A 16,202-nucleotide genomic window follows, 5' to 3' on the forward strand; every position below is an offset into this window, starting at 1 on the left:
ACCATGGCCTATTCTGAAAAAGTCGTTGACCACTACGAGAACCCCCGCAACGTCGGCTCCTTCGACAAGGGCGACGAGTCCGTTGGCACCGGCATGGTGGGGGCGCCCGCCTGCGGCGACGTGATGAAGCTGCAGATCAAGGTGAATCCGCAGACGGGCGTGATCGAAGATGCACGTTTCAAGACCTACGGCTGCGGCTCGGCCATTGCGTCCAGTTCGCTGGTGACCGAGTGGGTCAAGGGCAAGACGCTGGACGAGGCTGCTGCGTTGAAGAACAGCGAAATCGCCGAAGAACTGGCACTGCCGCCGGTCAAGATCCACTGTTCCATCCTGGCCGAAGACGCCATCAAGGCTGCGGTGGACGACTACCGCAAGAAGCACGCGAACTGAAGCCCTGCCATGTCCGTCACGATTTCTGAAGCTGCAGCCCGTCACGTCACGCGCTACCTGGCCAAACGAGGCAAGGGCGTGGGCGTGCGTCTGGGCGTCAAGACCACGGGTTGTTCAGGCCTGGCCTACAAGCTGGAATACGCCGACGAGATCGCGCCCGAGGACGTTGTGTTCGAAGAAAACGGCGTCAAGGTGTTGGTGGACCCCAAGAGCATGCCCTACATCGATGGCACGCAGCTGGACTTCGTGCGCGAGGGCCTGAACGAGGGCTTCAAGTTCCACAACCCGAACGAGCGCGACCGCTGCGGCTGCGGAGAAAGTTTCCGGGTCTAATTCCGGAAATGAACCTGCAATCCAACGACTTCGAACTTTTCGAACTTCCACCGGCCTACACGCTGGACCGTGCAGCTCTGGATGAGCGCTGGAAGGCCTTGCAGCGTGAGGTGCACCCCGACCGCCACGCGGCGGCCGACGCCCAGACCCAGCGTCAGGCCATGCAGTGGTCTGTGCGCATCAACGAGGCCTACCAGCGCCTGAAGGACCCGTTGCAGCGCGCGGCCTACCTCTGTGAACTGCACGGTGCTCCGGTGCAGGCCGAGAACAACACCGCGATGCCACCGGCCTTCCTGATGCAGCAGATGGAGTGGCGCGAAGCGCTCGAAGAAGCGTCCTCTGCCGCTGTGGTGGAAGACCTTGCCGACGAGGTGGCCTTAGCGCGCAAGCGCATGCTGGCGCAACTGCAGCAGACCGCCGATGTGCAGCACGACTGGCCCGCACTGGCCGGGCAGGTCAGAGCCCTCATGTTCGTTGAGCGTTTTGCGCGCGACGTCGAGAGCCGCCTCGAACAGCTGGGACAATAGCGGGTTGCGCTGGCTTTACTCCCGTTTTTCCTCTTCCGTCCATGGCACTTCTGCAGATCTCCGAACCCGGCCAGTCCCTCGACCCGCACCAGCGACGTGTGGCGGTCGGCATCGACCTGGGCACCACGCATTCGCTGGTGGCTGCGGTAAGGCATGGCGTGGCCGAATGCCTGCCGGCGCTGGATGGCCGCGCCATTCTGCCCAGCGTCGTACGTTACCTCGATCCCCAGCTCGGAGGGTCGGGTCGTCAGATCGGGTTTGATGCGCTGGCCGCGCAGATCGGAGACCCCGCCAACACGGTGAGCTCGGTCAAACGCCTGATGGGCCGTCGCCGCGATCAGGTGGTCGATGTGGACAAGCTGTCCTACTCCGTGGTCGACGACAACGGCATGGCGGTGGTCGAGACCGTGGCCGGTCGCAAGACCCCGATGGAGGTGAGCGCAGAGATCCTCGCTACGCTGCGTTTCCGCGCAGAGGACAGCTTCGACGACGAACTGTTCGGCGCCGTGATCACCGTGCCCGCGTACTTCGACGATGCCCAGCGCCAGGCCACCAAGGACGCCGCCCAGCTCGCCGGCGTCAACGTGCTGCGGCTGATCAACGAGCCGACCGCTGCGGCCATCGCCTACGGGTTGGACAACGGCAGCGAGGGCGTCTACGCCATCTACGACCTGGGCGGTGGCACCTTTGACATCTCCATCCTGCGCCTCACGCGTGGGGTGTTCGAAGTCATGGCAACGGGAGGCGATTCTGCTCTGGGCGGCGACGACTACGACCAGGCGCTGGCCGCCTGGGTGCTGCAACAAGCGGGCCTCGGCCCCGTGGCCGACGCGGCCGAACGCGCCGCGTTGCACCGCGAAGCGCGGCGCGTGAAGGAGCAGCTCTCGGCGCATGCCGAGGTCCTATTCCGCGCCGAGATTGAAGGGCTGGCTGTCGAACAGGCGGTGCGGCAGGCGGATTTCGAGGCCTGCACCGCCGGGCTGACCGCCCGCACCATGACCGCCGTGCGCAAGGTGCTGCGCGACGCGGGTGTGACCCGGGACGAGGTGCAGGGCGTGGTGATGGTGGGCGGCTCGACCCGCATGCCGGTGATCCGCCGCGCTGTGGGCGAGTTCTTCGACCGCGAGCCTCTGACCAACCTCAACCCGGACGAGGTGGTGGCGCTGGGCGCTGCCATCCAGGCCAACGCGCTGGCCGGCAACAGCCAGGACGGCGACCTGCTGCTGCTGGATGTGATCCCGCTGTCACTGGGCATCGAGACCATGGGCGGCCTGGTCGAACGCATCGTGCCGCGCAACAGCACGATTCCCACAGCCCGTGCCCAGGACTTCACCACCTATCAGGACGGTCAGACCGCGCTGGCGCTGCACGTGGTGCAGGGCGAACGCGATCTGGTGGCCGACTGCCGCAGCCTGGCGCGCTTCACGCTGCGCGGCATCCCTCCCATGGCCGCCGGTGCGGCGCGCATCCGCGTGACCTTCACCGTCGATGCCGACGGCCTGCTGTCGGTCACCGCAAAGGAACAGGGCAGTGGTGTCGAGGCCAAGATCGACGTCAAGCCTGCCTACGGCCTGTCGGACGAACAGATCGCTGCCATGCTGCAGGACAGCTTCAACACCGCCCAGCAGGACATGGCTGCGCGGGCGCTGGTCGAGGCCCGTGTGGACGCCGACCGCATGATCGCCGCCACCCGCAGCGCACTCGCCGCCGACGGCGACCTGCTGGACGCGGCTGAACGCGAGGCCATCGACGCCCTGATCAACACGCTGGCGGCCGTTGCTGTCGACGGCGCCGCCGCCGACATCGAAGTCGCCACCCAGGCCCTGGCCAAGGGTACCGAGGCCTTTGCGGCCCAGCGCATGAACCGAGGCATCCAGCAGGCGCTGGCCGGCCGCAAAGTCGAAGAAGTCTGAACCCATGCCCACGATCAAGATCCTCCCGCACCCCGAGTACTGCCCGCAGGGCGCCAGCGTCAGCGCCCCCCCCGGCACGTCGATCTGTGAAGCGCTGCTGGACAACGACATCAAGATCGAGCACGCCTGCGACATGAGCTGCGCCTGCACCACCTGCCACGTGGTGGTGCGCGAAGGCTTCAACAGCCTGGGCGAGCTCGATGAAGCCGAAGAAGACCTGCTCGACCGCGCCTGGGGCCTGGAGCCCAACTCCCGCCTGTCCTGCCAGGCCATCCTCGCGCAGCAGGATGTGACGATCGAGATTCCGAAGTACTCGATCAACCACGCCAAAGAGACCCACTGATGAGACAGATCGTTCTCGACACCGAGACCGCCGGCCTGTCGGCCGAGAACGGTGATCGCATCATCGAGATCGGCTGTGTCGAGCTGCTCAATCGCAAGCTCACCGGCAACAACCTGCACCACTACATCAACCCCGAGCGCGACAGCCACGAGGACGCGCTCAAGGTGCACGGCATCAGCAACGAGTTCCTGCGCGACAAGCCCAAGTTCGCGCAACTGGCCGACGAGATCCTGGACTACCTCTCGGGCGCCGAGCTGATCATCCACAACGCGCCGTTCGACATCGCCTTCCTCAACAAGGAACTGGAGCGGCTGGGCCGCAAGCCAATCAAGGCCTACATCGACGGGGTGATCGACACCCTGGTGATGGCCAAAGAGATGTTCCCTGGCAAGCGCAATGGCCTGGATGCGTTGTGCGACCGCCTGGGAGTGGACAACTCCAGCCGCACGCTGCACGGGGCCTTGCTCGATGCCGAGTTGCTGGCCGATGTCTACATCAACATGACCCGGGGCCAGGATGCCCTGATCGTGGAAGAGGGCAGCTCCACCGAAGTGAGCCTCGGGGAAGAAGTCGTGCAGGTCGACCTGAGTCGTCTTGAGCTGCCGGTGCTGACGGCCAACGAGCAGGAAGCGGCAGCGCACGATGCCGTGCTGGCGGACATCGACAAGGCCTGCAAGGGCAAAACCTTGTGGCGCCAACTCTCGCCAGCGGTTTGATTGAGAGAGACCGTCGAAAGCGGAAAAATCAGGCTATAATGCGAGGCTTCCGAACAATCGGATCTGACGATAAGTCAGGCAAGATTTTCGGGCGGTTAGCTCAGTGGTAGAGCACTGCCTTCACACGGCAGGGGTCGCAGGTTCAAACCCTGCACCGCCCACCAGTCAAAGCCCCAAGCTAACGCTTGGGGCTTTTTCTTTTTGGCAACCGATGGAGACGGGCCATGGACCAGGTGGATGCGTTGGTGATCGGCGCCGGTGTGGTCGGGTTGGCCGTGGCACGGGCGCTGGCACTTTCCGGGCGCGAGGTGCTGGTGCTTGAGCGTGAAGCCGGCATCGGTATGGGCACAAGCTCTCGCAACAGCGAGGTCATTCACGCCGGGATCTACTACCCGACGGGCTCTCTCAAGGCGCAACTGTGCGTGCGGGGACGCGAACAGTTGTACGCCTACTGCTTGGAACGGGGCATTGCCCACCACCGTTGCGGCAAGCTGATCGTCGCCCACACGCCGTCTCAGGTCGTCGGCTTGCCGGGCATCATGGCCAGGGCTCGCGCCAACGGTGTGGACGATCTTGTGCTGCTCGGTGTCGACGAAGCCCGCGCGCTGGAGAGTCGCCTGCATTGTGCAGCGGCCTTGCTGTCGCCCTCCACGGGCATTGTCGACAGCCATGGATTGATGCTCGCGCTGCAGGGCGATCTGGAAAACGCGGGTGGCATGGTGGTCTGTCACAGCGTCGTGGACGAAGTCGTGGCGACCGGGGGGCAGTTCGTGGTCCGGACCGCCGACGGCACCGAACTGCTCGCTGCAACGGTGGTGAATGCCGCGGGCCTGGACGCCTGCGCCGTCGCGCGGCGGACGATTGGGCTGGACCGCGTGCATGTGCCCCAGGCGTGGTATGCCAAAGGCAGCTACTTCACCCTCGCGGCCGGGCGTTCACCGTTCGAACGCTTGATCTACCCGGCGCCTGAGCCTGCGCAACACCTGGCCGGGCTGGGCGTGCACCTCACCATCGACCTGGGCGGACAGGCTAAGTTCGGCCCGGACGTGCAGTGGACCGATGATCCTCAGGATCTGGTGGTGGACCCGGCGCAAGGCGATGCCTTTTATGCCGAGGTGCGCAAGTACTGGCCCGAACTGCCGGACGGTGCCCTTCAGCCGGGCTATGCGGGCATGCGGCCCAAGATCAGTGGACCCGACAAGCCCGCAGCCGATTTCCGCATCGATGGACCGGGTGTGCACGGCCTGCCCGGGCTGGTCAACCTTTTTGGCATCGAGTCGCCGGGGCTGACCAGCTGCCTGGCGATTGCCGAGCGGGTGGTCGGCCTGTTGCGCTGATCAGCGCGCGGACTTGAGGGCTTGCGCAGCCTCGCGCACCAGGGCCGACCCCTTGTAGATCAGCCCGGTGTAGATCTGCACCAGGTCCGCGCCCGCCCGTACCTTGCTGACGGCATCGTCGCCGCTGAGCACGCCCCCCACACCGATGATGGGAAACCCCTCGCCCAGTGCACCTCGTAGCAAGCGGATGACCCGGTTACTGGCCGCCAGCACCGGTGCTCCCGAGAGCCCGCCAGCCTCTTCAGCATGAGCCAGCCCCGCGACCGCATCGCGGCTGAGCGTGGTGTTGGTTGCGATCACGCCCAGCCGCTGGTTAGGTTGGCCTGCGGTGTCGCTGCCGTAGCGCAGCAGGGTGGCTGCGATCACCCCGATCTGCGTCTCGTCCAGATCGGGTGCAATTTTCAGGAACACCGGCGCTTGCTTGCCATAACGCTGTGCGAGCAGCTCGCGCCGTTCCATGACTGCGCCCAGCAACGCATCCAGGGCCTCGTCGCTCTGCAGGCTGCGCAGGTTCTTGGTGTTGGGGCTTGAAATGTTGACCGTCACGTAGTCGGCGTGCGGGTACACACCATCGAGACAGGTGAGGTAGTCACTTGTGGCCTGCTCGATGGGCGTGGCGGCGTTTTTACCGATGTTCAGTCCCAGCAGCATAGGCGATGTGCCGCCTTTGCTGCGAAACCGCGCTTTCTGCACATTGGTCACAAAGGCAATCAGTCCTTCGTTGTTGAAGCCCAGCCGGTTGATCAGCGCGTTGCGTTCTGGGATGCGGAACATGCGCGGCCTGGGGTTGCCCGGCTGGCCCTTGGGGGTGACGGTGCCGACCTCCACGAAGCCAAAGCCCATGGCCGACAACCCGTCGATGCAGCGCGCGTTCTTGTCCAGTCCTGCGGCCAGACCCACACGGTTCGGGAATCTCAGGCCGGCCACCGTCACCGGGTCGTCGATGCGCGACTCGCTCCAGAGGCAGCTCAGGGGCGAGTGCTGGAAACGCGCGATGTTGTCGAGCGTCAACTCGTGCGCAGTTTCAGGGTCCAGACCGAAGAGAAGCGGGCGGGTGAGCGCGTAGGGCAGAAGTGACATCGGATAATCAACAAATTCGCGTAAACCCTGATTCTCTCAAATGACCCAAGACGAACTCAAAGCCCTGGTCGGCCAAGCCGCCCTTCAGTACGTGACCCCGGGTGAAGTGGTCGGTGTCGGCACCGGCTCCACGGTCAACAAGTTCATTGATGCGCTGGCCGCCATCAAGGACAGCATTCCCGGAGCGGTGTCCAGTTCGGAAGCTTCGACTGCACGCCTCAAGGCGCTGGGCATTCTTGTGCTGGAGGCGTCTGCAGTCGAGGGGCTTTCGGTCTACATCGATGGTGCCGACGAGATCGACGCAAAAGGCTACATGGTCAAAGGCGGCGGTGCCGCACTGACGCGCGAGAAGATCGTGGCCGCGATGTCCAGGCGCTTCGTCTGCATCGCCGACGAGTCCAAGATGGTGCCGGTGCTGGGGGCGTTCCCGCTGCCAGTCGAGGTGATTCCGATGGCTGCTGCCCGCCTGACACGCCAGTTTGAAGGCCTGGGTGGTTCCGCCAGGCTGCGCATCAAGGATGGCCAACCCCTGGTGACCGACAACGGTCAGCACATCCTGGATGTCACCGGTTTGAAGATCAGCGACCCGCTGGCTTTCGAGAGCGAGGTCAACCAGTGGCCTGGCGTCGTGACCGTGGGTGTGTTCGCCCACCAGAAAGCCAGTGTGTGCCTGCTCGGCACCCCGGGCGGGGTGCGCACGCTGACGTTCTGACCAGAGGGGAGCGGAGGGCTACTGCCCCCGGTTTCTCAGAAGCGGATGCCGCTGGGATTGCTGGCCGGCGGCGTCACCGGGACTTCCGCGGGTGTATCGGCAGCGGGCTGGCCCGCGGGCGTTCTGGTGGCGGGCGCCGCAGCCGGTTTGGCCTCGACCAGCGGGGTGGCCGCTTCGCGACGGTAGCTGGGGGGCAGCACCGACTTCTTCGGGTAGCCGGCCGCATCCAGGTACTGGCCCCACTCGGTGGCCGAGTAGCCCTTGAGCTGCTGTCCTCCGACGGTCAGCAGCGGCAGGCTGGTGGCGCCGCTCAGTCGCTTGAAGGCAGCCACGTCGTCGCTGCTGTTGACGGTCTTTTCTGCAAAGGGAATGCCCCGGGTGCTCAGGAAGCTGCGACCGCTGTCGCAGGGCGCGCAGTCGGCTCCTGTGTACAGGGTCACGGGGTATCGGCCAACGGCCTGCCGCACTTCGGCAGGCAGCGCGGGGGCCGCAGATGCAGCGGAAGAGGAGGCTCCGCCAACCGGACGTGCGTTGGCCGCAGCTGGCGGTGGCTGGTCGGAATAGGTGACCTTGCCATCGGGGCCTACGATCCGGTAGACCCCCTGGGCTGAAGCGAGCGGAGCGGCCAAGAGGCCGATGAGGGTGGCGGCGGCCGCCAATTGGGGTGCGAAGACGGAGATGTTGTGGCGGCTCATGTCTTTTGTCCTCAGAAGAGATCGAGTAACAGCGGGTCAGGCCATGCCCTGGTGGCGCAGCAGCGCATCCAGGCCAGGTTCGCGGCCGCGGAAGGCCTTGAACGACTCCATGGCCGGGCGGCTTCCTCCCGCCTCGAGAATGGTTTCACGGTAGCGGCGGCCGGTGGCCACGTCCAGCGTGCTGTGACCACTGGCGCGCGCAGCTTCCTCGAAGGCCGCGTAGGCATCGGCCGAGAGCACCTCCGCCCACTTGTAGCTGTAATAGCCAGCGGAATAGCCGCCCGCAAAGATGTGGCTGAAGGTGTGCGGTGTGCGGCTGTAGGCCGGTGGCTGCAGCACCGCGACCTCGTCGCGCACCTGAGTCAGCAGAGCCAGGATGCCCTCGCCGCTGGACACTGGGTCAGGCTGGCTGTGCAGCAGCATGTCGAACAGGGAGAACTCGACCTGGCGCAGCGTCTGCAGGCCGCTCTGGAAGTTCTTGGCCGCAAGCATCTTGTCGAACAGCTCGCGCGGAAGCGGGGCGCCCGTGTCCACGTGCGACGTCATGTGCTTGAGAACGTCCCACTCCCAGCAGAAGTTCTCCATGAACTGGCTGGGCAGTTCGACCGCATCCCACTCGACCCCGCTGATGCCGGAGACATCGCGTTCGTTGACGCGTGTCAGCATGTGATGCAGGCCATGACCGAACTCGTGAAACAGGGTGATCACGTCGTCGTGCGTGAGCAGGGGGGGATGCCGGACACCATTGACCTCGATGCCCTCGGCGAAGTTGCAGACCAGGTGCGCCACGGGCGTCTGCACGCTGCCGTCGTCCGGCCGCAACCAGCGGGCCCGCACGTCGTCCATCCAGGCACCGCCGCGTTTGCCGTTGCGGGCAGCGGGGTCGAGGTAGAACTGGCCGACAAGCTCGGTTCCGGCCGCAGTCCGGCGTTCGATGCGGTAGAACTCCACCAGCGGGTGCCAGACCGGGGCGTTGTCCCGGCGGATGCTGACCTCGAACAGCGTTTCAACGATCTGGAAAAGGCCCGCCAGCACCTTGGGCGCGGTGAAGTAGGGCTTGATCTCCTGGTCACTGAAGGCGTAGCGGGCTTCCTTGAGCTTTTCGCCGATGTAGGGCCAGTCCCAGGGCTGCGGATCACTGATGCCCAGTTCCTGGGCAGCGAACTCTCGCAAATCCTTGATGTCCTGCTCGGCGTACGGGCGGGCCTTGCGGGCCAGGTCGCGCAGGAAACCGATCACTTGTTCGGGTGATTCCGCCATCTTCGGCACAAGGGAGACATCGGCGAAATGGCGATGCCCCAGCAACTGAGCCTCCTCATGGCGCAGCGCCAGCAGCTCGGCCATGATGGCTGTGTTGTCGTAGCGAGTGGCGTCGCCCTCGGCCTGATCGCTGGCGCGCGTCACGTAGGCGCGGTAGAGCTTTTCCCGCAATGCGCTGCTGCGGGCAAACTGCATCACAGGCAGGTAGCAGGGCATCTTGAGGGTGAGTTTGTGACCGGCCTGACCGTCTGCCTGGGCTGCCGCGCGTGTGGCCTGCTGCACATCCGCCGGCACCCCTTCGAGGTCTTCCGGTAACACGTACAGACTGAACGAGTCGGTGGCGTCCAGTGCGTTTTCGCTGAACTTCTGGGCGAGTTCGGCCTGTCGTTCCTGCAGCCAGGCGAACCGCTGCTTGGCCTCCCCTTGCAGTTCGGCACCGCCCAGAACGAATCCACGCATGGCGTTTCTGTGGGCTTGTGCCTGCTCAGGGTTCAGCCGGGATACGTCCATGGCCTTGTACTTGGCATACAAACGCTCGTCGGCGCCCAGCCGCGTCCAGAACTCCGTCACGCGGGGCAGCACTTCGTTGTACGCAGCCCGCAGCTCGGGTGTGTCGGCCACGCTGTTGAGGTGCCCGACGGCGCCCCAGGCGCGAGACAACCGCTCGGTAGACACGTCAAGCTTGGCAGACATGGCGCTCCAGTCCGCAGGAAACCCCGGCGCCGTGACGTCCTCCAGGGCCGCATCGGCTTCTTTCAACAGGGCATCGATGGCGGGCGTCACGTGAGGGGGTGCAATGGCATCAAACCGGGGCAGTCCGGAGAAATCGAGCAGGGGGTTGTCGGCGACGTTGTTCATGCGACTCAGTATGGGCTCGAGACAGAAAGTTCAATGGCCCGGGCGTCTGGAGCCCGGTACACGGGATCAGCGGGCGCTTTTCTTGATGCTCTTCTTGAGCACCTTGGCGCGCTTGACCTGGCCGCCGGGAGTCAGTCGCTGGTTGCCCAGCACCCGAACCACCTTGACTTCGGGCTTCTGGCCTCCGCGCTTGCTGAACTTGAGCACCTTCACGTCGCGTGGCCCGGGCATGCGGTCTTCATCGGCCGCTTTCTGCTTTTCCGGAACCGGGCGCCACAGCACCAGCAGCTTGCCGATGTGCTGGATGGGGGCTGCCTCCAGTTCGTCGGCCAGCGTCTGGAGCATGGCTTCGCGGGATGGGCGGTCGTCGCTGAACACACGGATCTTGATCAGGCCGTGGGCCTTGAGCGCTGCGTCCACCTCCTTTTTGACGGCGGCGGTCAGTCCGTCTCCGCCAACAAGAACGACGGGATCGAGATGGTGCGCCTCGGCGCGGTGCACCTTGCGCTGTGCGGGCGTGAGTTGGATCTGAGGCATGGGACAATTATCGTTTACACAGCGGCGGCTCACAGCCCCGGTCTCGCCATGGGCATGAAAGTCAGGACTCAGAGCAAGAAGGTCAACAAGGCTTGGCTGAACGAGCACGTCAACGATCCGTATGTGCGTCTGGCCCAGAAAGAGGGTTACCGTGCACGGGCGGCCTACAAGCTCAAGGAGATCGACGAAACCCTGGGGTTGATACGCCCGGGCGACGTGGTGGTCGATCTGGGCTCGGCGCCCGGCGCCTGGAGCCAGTATGTGCGGCGGCGGCTGAGCCCGGGCGGCGCGGCGGTCGGCGAGTTGCACGGGCAGATCATCGCACTGGACCTGCTGCCAATGGAGCCTGTCGAGGGCGTGCACTTCATCCAGGGCGACTTTCGCGAGAGTGAAGTATTGGCCGTCCTGGAGCGGGCTCTGACCGATCGAGGGGTGAAGTCGGTAGATGTCGTGGTGTCCGATATGGCACCGAATCTCTCGGGCATCGGGTCGGCGGACGCTGCGCGCATCGAGGATCTGGTGGGTCTTGCGGTGGACTTCGCCAGTCAGCACCTCAAGCCCGATGGCGCTCTGGTGGCCAAGCTGTTCCACGGCGGCGCCTACGACCCCATGGTGGCCCTTTTCCGTAAGACCTTCAAAGTCGTCAAGCCCTTCAAGCCCAAGGCTTCGAGGGACAAGTCCTCTGAAACCTTTTTGGTGGGTATGGGTCTGAAAAGCCAGAGCTGATCAATAAATACTAACCATTTCATTGGCGTTGCCTCCCCAAATGTCAAGTCCTTGGTGGCTTGAAACACCTAAAATGGCCTCAACATGCCAGTATCCGTTCTAGTCAGGAGCCGACCTTGAACAACCAGTGGTTCTCGAAGATTGCCGTGTGGATGGTGATCGCCATGGTGCTTTTCACCGTCTTCAAGCAATTCGATGGCCGCGCGACGGCCGGAGCCGGCTACGTCGGCTATTCCGAGTTTCTGGATCAGGTGAAGGCACAGCAGATCAAGCAAGCCACCATCCAGGAGGGCCAGGGCGGTACCGAAATCGTGGCGGTCACGCACGATGATCGGCGTATCCGCACCACGGCCACTTACCTCGACCGCGGTCTGGTGGGTGACTTGATCAACAACAACGTCAAGTTCGACGTGCGCCCGCGCGAAGAGGGCTCGTTGCTGATGACCCTGCTGGTCAGCTGGGGCCCGATGTTGCTGCTGATCGGCGTGTGGATCTACTTCATGCGCCAGATGCAGGGCGGCGGCAAGGGCGGGGCCTTCAGCTTTGGCAAAAGCAAGGCCCGCATGCTGGACGAAAACAACAACACGGTGACCTTTGCAGATGTCGCTGGTTGCGACGAAGCCAAGGAAGAGGTCAAGGAGGTGGTGGACTTCCTGAAGGACCCGGCCAAGTTCCAGAAGCTGGGCGGCCGCATACCACGCGGCCTGCTGCTGGTCGGCCCTCCGGGCACCGGCAAGACGCTGCTGGCCAAGGGCATTGCTGGTGAAGCAAAGGTGCCGTTCTTCAGCATCTCGGGTTCGGACTTCGTGGAAATGTTCGTCGGCGTGGGCGCCGCCCGCGTGCGCGACATGTTCGAGAACGCCAAAAAGAACGCTCCCTGCATCATCTTCATCGACGAAATCGACGCCGTCGGCCGCCAGCGTGGCGCTGGCTTGGGTGGTGGCAACGACGAGCGCGAGCAGACCCTCAACCAGATGCTGGTCGAGATGGACGGTTTCGAGACCAATCTGGGTGTGATCGTGGTGGCCGCCACCAACCGCCCGGACATTCTGGATGCAGCGCTGCTGCGCCCGGGCCGTTTCGACCGTCAGGTCTATGTGACGCTGCCCGACATCCGTGGTCGCGAGCAGATCCTGAACGTGCACATGCGCAAGGTGCCGCTGGGCACCGATGTGAATGCCAGCGTGATCGCCCGTGGCACACCCGGCATGAGCGGTGCGGATCTGGCCAACCTGTGCAACGAAGCGGCCCTCATGGCCGCCCGGCGCAACGCGCGCGTGGTCGAGATGCAGGACTTCGAGAAGGCGAAGGACAAGATCTTCATGGGCCCCGAGCGCAAGAGCATGGTGATGCCCGAGGAAGAGCGCCGCAACACGGCCTACCACGAGGCGGGCCACGCACTCATCGGCAAACTGCTGCCCAAGTGCGATCCGGTGCACAAGGTCACCATCATCCCGCGTGGTCGCGCGCTGGGTGTGACCATGAGCCTGCCGGCGCAGGATCGCTACAGCTACGACAAGGACTACATGCTCAACCAGATCAGCATGCTGTTCGGCGGCCGGATCGCGGAAGAGGTGTTCATGAACCAGATGACCACGGGAGCCAGCAACGACTTCGAGCGTGCGACCTCTATTGCCCGCGATATGGTGATGCGCTACGGCATGACCGACGCGCTCGGACCGATGGTCTATGCCGAGAACGAGGGCGAGGTGTTCCTGGGTCGTTCGGTGACCAAGACCACCAACATGAGCGAGCAGACCATGCAGAAGGTGGACGCTGAGGTGCGCCGCATCATCGATGCCCAGTACAAGCTGGCACGTGACCTGATTGAGGAGCACAGCGACAAAATGCACGCCATGGCGACGGCGTTGCTGGAGTGGGAAACCATCGATGCCGACCAGATCGATGACATCATGGCGGGTAAGCCGCCTCGTCCGCCCAAGGACTGGACGCCTCGCACGCCTTCGGCGGGTGGTGGTGGCAGCGGCGGGACACCGGCAGTGACCACGGATACGGCGCCGACAGCTGCCTGAACCGAGGTTATCAACCAAGTTTTTTGCGGGGCCCCATGGGCCCCGTTTTTATTCAGAGATCAGTATGCATTGGACCACCTCCCGCTTTGTCATCGACCTGGACACGCCGAAAGTCATGGCCATCATCAACGTAACGCCAGACTCATTTTCTGACGGCGGACAACATGACAGCACATCCTCTGCGCTGCGACATTGCGAGCAGGTACTCAAGGAAGGCGCGCACATCCTGGACATCGGTGGTGAATCGACAAGGCCGGGTAGCCCTGCGGTACCACTGGAAGCCGAACTTGGGCGGGTCATTCCGGTCGTGCGCGAGGCGGTGAAATTGGGGGTGCCGATATCGGTGGACACCTACAAGCCGGAAGTCATGCAAGCTGTGTTGGACCTCGGCGCGGACATCGTGAACGACATATGGGCCTTGCGTCGCAAGGGCGCTGAGGGTGTGGTGTCCGGTCACCCGCGCTGCGGTGTGTGCCTGATGCACATGCACCGCGACCCGCAGACCATGCAGGTTGCGCCCATGGATGGCCGCGTGCTTGCTCCTGTGCGGCAATTTCTAAGTGATCGGGCTGCAGCGCTGGAGACCAGGGGCGTGAGTCGAGAGCGGATCGTATTGGATCCTGGCATTGGCTTTGGCAAGTCTGTTCAGCAGAACTTCGAACTCCTGGCAAGCCAGCCTGAATTGGGGTTGCTGCCATATCCGTGGCTCGTGGGGTGGTCCCGCAAGTCGTCGCTGGGTGCCGTTACTGGGCGGACGAACCCTGCCGAGCGTGTTTCTGCCAGCGTGGCTGCTGCGGTACTTGCTGTAGAGCGGGGAGCCTCTGTGGTTCGTGTTCACGATGTCAGAGACACGGTCGATGGCTTGGCTGTGTGGCGGACCATAAGTGCACCGCTCGGTGTGGCCTGAAGTCGCAACAAAGTGTGTACTCCACGCTTTGTGGGCGAAACTAACTAGTACGCAAGTTACAATGCGCGCCAGCCAAAAACATATCAGGAGGAAGTGGCAGCAGGTCTGACGCAAACGCGAAACAGCGTTGTCGGGCCCGCCGGCCCGCGCAGCTGTCATGCTGGATTGTCCGGATCTCGCGGTACCCAGGGAGGTGATGCAACACGTCGTGCACGTGGAGTCGTCACGCAATCCGTTCGCTATAGGGGTGGTGGGCGGGTATCTGGCGCGCCAGCCCAAGAACCTTGAAGAAGCGCTGGCCGCCGTGCGACTGCTTAAGGACGAGGGATACAACTTCTCCGTCGGCATGGCGCAGGTCAACCGCTACAACTTGGCTAAGTACGGGCTGAACACCTACGCAGAAGCTTTCGAGGTCTGTCCCAACCTCAAAGCCGGCTCCAGAATCCTGCGCGAGTGCTACGACCGCGCCCTCGACTGGGGCAAGGCGTTCAGCTGCTACTACTCGGGCAACTTCGTTACGGGGTTCGAGCACGGCTACGTGCAAAAGATCTTCGCCTCGATCCGTAAGACGCAGTACAGCCTGTCAGGCCAGGCGGAGCTACCCATCCGGGTCATTCCCTACGGCAAGCAGCAGCGCGGTAAGTCGCGCGAGGACAACGTGCCGCTGAGGGGGGCTTCGACCGAGTTTCCGAGAGCGCCGGACGGCCGGGCGGCCAGCAACGTTTCAGAATCCGCAGGGGCCCAGGCCTTCCGGCCTGAAACCGTCGAAAACCGACCCGCGATTCCGGTGCCCGGCCCGGGGGCGGTCGTTCCGGCGTCCCCTCCTCCTGCCTTCGGTGGGCTGGCGGGTATTCCTACGCAAGTGGTCGGGGTCAATGGCGACCCTTATCAGACCCGGGTGCTTACGGCGCCCATTCCAAAGCCCGCCGATTTTGGCGCGGCCCCGGCGCAGGGCCAGATGCCTGCCTCCCGTGCAGGTGCTTCCATCGCCCGCAAGGGCGGCAGCCTGCTGCACACCACAGAGTCTTCAGGGAAACCTGAGAACACCGCCGGAGCGGATGCCCCCGGTGGTTCCGCCACCGGTCCGCAACAACGACCAACACCCGCGGACCGGTCTTTCGTGTTTTGACAAGGAGTGAAATGTGAGCCAGTCTTTTTGCAAGCCGTCGGACAGCAGCCGTGTGCTGACCGTGCTTCTGTTGGGTTTCCTGATGATGATCACCGGTACGGAAGCGCTTGCACAGGCCGCACCCACCACCGGGGGCGGGTTCGCAGGGGCCTGCGACAACGTGGTGACGTTCTTCCAGAACTTCGAAACCATCCTGAAGGCCGCTTCCGTCACCATCGTCACCATCGCGATCGTGTTCGCCGGCTACCAGATTGCCTTTGCCCACAAGCGCCTGTCCGACGTTGCTCCCGTGCTGATCGGCGGCCTGCTGATCGGTGGCGCTGCCGCGATTGCGGGATGGTTCACGGCCAGCTGGGCCGGTACCACAACCTGCTGATCCTCTGATGCCATGAGGAAGGACCCGCTGTTCCGCGGCTGCACCCGCCCCGCCATGATTCTCGGGGTGCCCTACATCCCGTTCCTCGTGGGCGCGGGCGTGCCTCTGCTGCTGGCGATGTATTTCTCGCTCTGGTTCCTTCTGCTCATCCCGCTGAGCATCTTCATCATGCGCATGATGGCCAAGAAGGACGAAATGATCTTCCGCCTGCTCGGCCTGCACCTCGTGTTTCGCTTTCTTCCGCGAAACCATGCCAGCCATGGCGGCGCCTGGGCCTTTGGCCCGTCCAAGTATGTGAAAACAGTGCGCCACATGCGCCCCTACGAGTAG

The 16,202-nt window shown here is 64.0% G+C and carries 18 protein-coding genes and 1 tRNA gene; 15 read left to right on the plus strand and 4 right to left on the minus strand.

Features of this window, described 5'->3' with window-relative positions; all coding sequences use genetic code 11:
- Positions 1-3: 3 nt before the first annotated feature.
- The 8 genes from iscU (at position 4) to HFL01S_RS14720 (ending at position 5,559) form a co-directional block, all read left to right on the plus strand.
- On the plus strand, positions 4-390 hold the full coding sequence (gene iscU / locus HFL01S_RS14685) for a Fe-S cluster assembly scaffold IscU (RefSeq protein ID WP_066151401.1): 387 nt from the start codon (positions 4-6) through the stop codon (positions 388-390).
- Positions 391-399: 9 nt separating this feature from the next.
- Positions 400-723: an iron-sulfur cluster assembly protein IscA gene (gene iscA, locus HFL01S_RS14690; protein ID WP_066151399.1), complete on the plus strand. Its 324-nt coding sequence runs from the start codon at positions 400-402 to the stop codon at positions 721-723.
- 8 nt (positions 724-731) lie between these two features.
- Positions 732-1,250, plus strand: coding sequence for a Fe-S protein assembly co-chaperone HscB (gene hscB, locus HFL01S_RS14695; RefSeq protein WP_066259885.1), 519 nt, complete (start codon positions 732-734; stop codon positions 1,248-1,250).
- Between the two features lie 41 nt (positions 1,251-1,291).
- On the plus strand, positions 1,292-3,163 hold the full coding sequence (gene hscA, locus HFL01S_RS14700) for a Fe-S protein assembly chaperone HscA (RefSeq protein WP_066259887.1): 1,872 nt from the start codon (positions 1,292-1,294) through the stop codon (positions 3,161-3,163).
- A gap of 4 nt (positions 3,164-3,167) precedes the next feature.
- Complete coding sequence (fdx, locus tag HFL01S_RS14705) at positions 3,168-3,506, plus strand: ISC system 2Fe-2S type ferredoxin (protein ID WP_066259889.1); 339 nt, start codon at positions 3,168-3,170, stop codon at positions 3,504-3,506.
- Entirely contained in the window at positions 3,503-4,222 is a 720-nt protein-coding gene (gene dnaQ, locus HFL01S_RS14710) for a DNA polymerase III subunit epsilon (RefSeq protein WP_066259891.1), read from the plus strand. The genes fdx and dnaQ overlap by 4 nt, the downstream gene beginning before the upstream one ends.
- Before the next feature lie 89 nt (positions 4,223-4,311).
- Positions 4,312-4,386: transfer RNA gene (locus HFL01S_RS14715), tRNA-Val, on the plus strand.
- A gap of 60 nt (positions 4,387-4,446) precedes the next feature.
- A complete protein-coding gene (locus tag HFL01S_RS14720; RefSeq protein WP_066259895.1) occupies positions 4,447-5,559 on the plus strand; it encodes an NAD(P)/FAD-dependent oxidoreductase in 1,113 nt (370 codons plus the stop codon).
- Here the strand turns inward: HFL01S_RS14720 and HFL01S_RS14725 are convergent, their stop codons facing one another.
- Positions 5,560-6,639 (minus strand): quinone-dependent dihydroorotate dehydrogenase, encoded by a 1,080-nt coding sequence (locus tag HFL01S_RS14725; RefSeq protein WP_066259900.1) that lies wholly within the window; start codon positions 6,637-6,639, stop codon positions 5,560-5,562.
- Positions 6,640-6,679: 40 nt separating this feature from the next.
- Here HFL01S_RS14725 and rpiA point away from each other — a divergent pair, with 40 nt between their 5' ends.
- Positions 6,680-7,351: a ribose-5-phosphate isomerase RpiA gene (gene rpiA / locus HFL01S_RS14730; protein ID WP_066259903.1), complete on the plus strand. Its 672-nt coding sequence runs from the start codon at positions 6,680-6,682 to the stop codon at positions 7,349-7,351.
- Positions 7,352-7,386: 35 nt separating this feature from the next.
- Here the strand turns inward: rpiA and HFL01S_RS14735 are convergent, their stop codons facing one another.
- From HFL01S_RS14735 to HFL01S_RS14745, 3 genes are all read right to left on the minus strand, one after another.
- Entirely contained in the window at positions 7,387-8,046 is a 660-nt protein-coding gene (locus HFL01S_RS14735) for a DUF4124 domain-containing protein (protein WP_066259906.1), read from the minus strand.
- A gap of 36 nt (positions 8,047-8,082) precedes the next feature.
- Positions 8,083-10,164, minus strand: coding sequence for a M3 family metallopeptidase (locus tag HFL01S_RS14740; RefSeq protein ID WP_066259909.1), 2,082 nt, complete (start codon positions 10,162-10,164; stop codon positions 8,083-8,085).
- 66 nt (positions 10,165-10,230) lie between these two features.
- The gene (locus HFL01S_RS14745; RefSeq protein WP_066259912.1) at positions 10,231-10,701 is read right to left on the minus strand and encodes a YhbY family RNA-binding protein; all 471 of its coding nucleotides are present in this window, start codon (positions 10,699-10,701) and stop codon (positions 10,231-10,233) included.
- Positions 10,702-10,755: 54 nt separating this feature from the next.
- Here HFL01S_RS14745 and HFL01S_RS14750 point away from each other — a divergent pair, with 54 nt between their 5' ends.
- The 6 genes from HFL01S_RS14750 (at position 10,756) to HFL01S_RS14775 (ending at position 16,202) form a co-directional block, all read left to right on the plus strand.
- Positions 10,756-11,427 carry an RlmE family RNA methyltransferase gene (locus tag HFL01S_RS14750; protein ID WP_066260119.1) on the plus strand — a complete coding sequence of 224 codons (672 nt, stop codon included), beginning with the start codon at positions 10,756-10,758 and terminating at the stop codon, positions 11,425-11,427.
- A gap of 116 nt (positions 11,428-11,543) precedes the next feature.
- Positions 11,544-13,460, plus strand: a complete 1,917-nt coding sequence (ftsH, locus tag HFL01S_RS14755) for an ATP-dependent zinc metalloprotease FtsH (protein ID WP_066259914.1) — start codon at positions 11,544-11,546, stop codon at positions 13,458-13,460.
- A gap of 64 nt (positions 13,461-13,524) precedes the next feature.
- On the plus strand, positions 13,525-14,367 hold the full coding sequence (folP, locus tag HFL01S_RS14760; protein ID WP_066259916.1) for a dihydropteroate synthase: 843 nt from the start codon (positions 13,525-13,527) through the stop codon (positions 14,365-14,367).
- A 157-nt stretch (positions 14,368-14,524) separates the two neighbouring features.
- Positions 14,525-15,496 carry a lytic transglycosylase domain-containing protein gene (locus HFL01S_RS14765; RefSeq protein WP_066259917.1) on the plus strand — a complete coding sequence of 324 codons (972 nt, stop codon included), beginning with the start codon at positions 14,525-14,527 and terminating at the stop codon, positions 15,494-15,496.
- Between the two features lie 13 nt (positions 15,497-15,509).
- The gene (locus HFL01S_RS14770; protein WP_066259918.1) at positions 15,510-15,872 is read left to right on the plus strand and encodes a TrbC/VirB2 family protein; all 363 of its coding nucleotides are present in this window, start codon (positions 15,510-15,512) and stop codon (positions 15,870-15,872) included.
- A 12-nt stretch (positions 15,873-15,884) separates the two neighbouring features.
- Positions 15,885-16,202 carry a VirB3 family type IV secretion system protein gene (locus HFL01S_RS14775; protein ID WP_066259920.1) on the plus strand — a complete coding sequence of 106 codons (318 nt, stop codon included), beginning with the start codon at positions 15,885-15,887 and terminating at the stop codon, positions 16,200-16,202.

This window comes from Hydrogenophaga flava NBRC 102514 (assembly GCF_001571145.1).
Classification (GTDB): Bacteria; Pseudomonadota; Gammaproteobacteria; order Burkholderiales; family Burkholderiaceae_C; genus Hydrogenophaga; species Hydrogenophaga flava.